The 2680-nt window shown below is 75.1% G+C and carries 1 protein-coding gene; it reads right to left on the bottom strand.

Annotation, left to right across the window (positions count from 1 at the left end):
• On the bottom strand, window positions 1–2680 hold a 2680-nt coding region (locus tag ABD378_RS01015; RefSeq protein WP_344518309.1), incomplete at both ends, for an ATP-binding protein.

Raw genomic sequence — 2680 nt, 5'->3', positions numbered from 1 at the left:
CCCCCCCCCTTCCGCGTACGCGGCCTCGTACGCGGCGTCACCCAGTGCCCCGCGCGCCAACTCCACGGCGGCCGTGTGGATCTCGCGCTCCGCGGCGGCGGCGAAGTGGCCCGGCGGCAGCTCACGGCCGGCGACGGCGATCAGCCGCGCGGCGTCGCGGGCGCGCCGTCCGGCGTCGAGCGCGGCCAGGGCGCGCGCGGCGGTGGTGAGGTGAACGGCGGTCATCTGCGGCGCGATCATCTTGGTCAGCGGGTCGAGGGACTTGTCGAGCGCGGCGCGCGCCGTGGCCAGGCCCTCGGCATGACGGCCGTCCACGGTGTCGAGCCAGGCCTCGGCGCCCAGCATGAAACCCTCGAAGATGACGAAGTCGACGGCCTTGAACTCGGCCTGCAGCAGCCGGAGTTGTTCGCGCGCCTCGGCGGTGCGGCCGGTGCGGCCGAGCAGGTCGACGAGGAAGAACCGGGCGGCGGGCATGGACTCGCCGGAGGAGTGGCCGCCCACGCCGTCGCGCTCCATGACCGACCAGAGCAGTTCCTCGCCCCGCGCCAGCTCTCCCGCCTCGGCGAGGACCGCCCCGAGCCGGGCCGTCAGCACGCTCACCTGCGCGGGCGCGCCGAGCCGCTCCGCGTGCTCGATGGCCGCGCCGAAGTCCTCGGCGGCGAGGGCGAAACGGCCGCGCCGCTCATGGGCCTCGCCGCGCGAGGAGAGCGCCTCGGCCATGCCCCACACGTCGCCGAGCCGGGTGAAGATCTCCAGGGACTCGTCGGCGTCACGGCGGGCGTCACCGGCCCAGTCGGAGCGGTTGGCGAGGATGTTGGCGCGCTGCTGCAAGGCCGCGGCGAGCTCCCAGTCGTACCCCCGCTCGCGGCAGGTGACGATGGCCGCGTCGATGATGTCGTGCAGGTGGTCGATGTTCCCGTCGAGGAGCACCGCGAAGAACCACAGGCTCCCCGGCGACCAGCAGGTCTGCGGAAGACCCGGCCGGTACGCCTCCCTGATGCCCGCGAGCTTCTCCAGGGCCTCGGGCGTCTGCCACGCCTCCATGTTCATGTCCATGCAGGAGAGCTGGATGAGGTGGACCCCGCGCCGGGCCTCTTCGAGCACCTCGGGGCGCATGGGCGGCGGGCTGTCCGTGCAGCGTTCGTAGAGCGGTTCCACCGGGGTGACGGGACGCACGAAGGGGTCGGGACCGAGGGCCACGACGTCGCGGGACCAGTTGCGGGTCTCGATGCGCAGGTCGCGGATCGTCCAGAACCAGGAGAGCGAGAGGACGAGGCAGAGCGCCTCCTGCTCGTCCCGTGCGGCGACCGCGTGCCGCAGGGCGGTGCGCAGATTCTCGTACTCGACCTCGAGCCGGCCGACGGCCTCGCGCTGCCCGCCGCCCCGCAGCCGCGGTTCGGTGACCCGGGCCAGCTCACGGAAGTACACCAGGTGGGCCCGTTCCGCGGCGCCGCGGTCACCGGCCTCGTCGAGCCGCTCCCCCGCGTACTCGCCGACGGTCTCCAGGAGCCGGTAGCGCATGCCGTCCTGCGGCGAAGGGGCGGCGACGACAAGGGACTTGTCGACGAGGGAACCGAGCACGTCGGCGACGTCGAGCGGGCGGAGCCCCGCCCCGTCACCGGCCGCGGCGGGCTCGGCCGGTGCCCCGCACACCTCCTCGGCGGCGGCCAGGTCGCAGCCGCCCGCGAAGACGGACAGGCGGCGCAGGACGGTGCGCTCAGGGGCGTCCAGGAGGTCCCAGGACCAGTCGACGACCGCGCGCAGGGTCTGCTGGCGGGGCAGGACCGTGCGGGCGCCGTTCGTCAGGAGGCGGAAGCGGTCGTCAAGGCGGTCGGCGATCTGCCGGGGGGTGAGCATGCGCAGGCGGGCCGCGGCCAGTTCGATGGCCAGCGGCAGGCCGTCGAGGCGGTGGCAGATCTCGGCCGCCGCCGACCGGTCGTCCTCGACACGGAAGCCGGGCCGCGCCGCCGCGCCGCGGTCGGCGAGCAGGCGCAGCGCGATCGGTTCCGGCAGGGGCTCCACGGGGCGCAGCAACTCCCCCGGTACGCCCAGGGGTTCACGGCTCGTGGCGAGGACCGTGAGGCCGGGGCAGTGCGCGAGCAGCCGGTCGGCGAGGCGGGCCGCGGCGTCGATGACGTGCTCGCAGTTGTCGAGGATCAGGAGCATGCGGCGCGGCGCGCAGTGCTCGGTGAGGCGTACGACGGGGTCGTCGCCGTGCCACTCCGACACCGCCCGCATCTCTTCGGCGCCCGCGCCGCGCAGCACCGTCTCGCGGGCGCCGAGCGCGGTGAGGACCGCCTCGGGCACCGCGTCCGGGTCCTCGACCGGCGCGAGCTCGGCCAGCCATACGCCGTCGGGCACGCCGCTCGCGTAGGCCTCTGCGGCCTCCTGCGAGAGCCGCGTCTTCCCGGCGCCGCCCGGCCCGAGCAGCGTGACGAGGCGGGCCCGCGCCAAGTCTCCCCGGATGGCCTCGATGTCGCCCTCGCGGCCGACGAAGGAGGTGAGCCTGGCCCGCAGGTTGCCCTGCGGTCTCTCCGGCGGGCGGGCCGGTGCGGGAGGTGGCTGCGGGGGCTGCGAGGCGTGCGGGCCGTCGTCGTGCAGCAGTTCCTCGTGGAGGGCGCGGAGTTCGGGGCCGGGGTCGGCGCCGATGCGGTCCGCGATGAGGCGGCGTACCTCGTCG

It is taken from the genome of Streptomyces rectiviolaceus, assembly GCF_039533825.1.
Taxonomy (GTDB): domain Bacteria; phylum Actinomycetota; class Actinomycetes; order Streptomycetales; family Streptomycetaceae; genus Streptomyces; species Streptomyces rectiviolaceus.
Note: the sequence above shows the minus strand (reverse complement) of the source record. Positions and strands in the feature narration are given on the sequence as shown.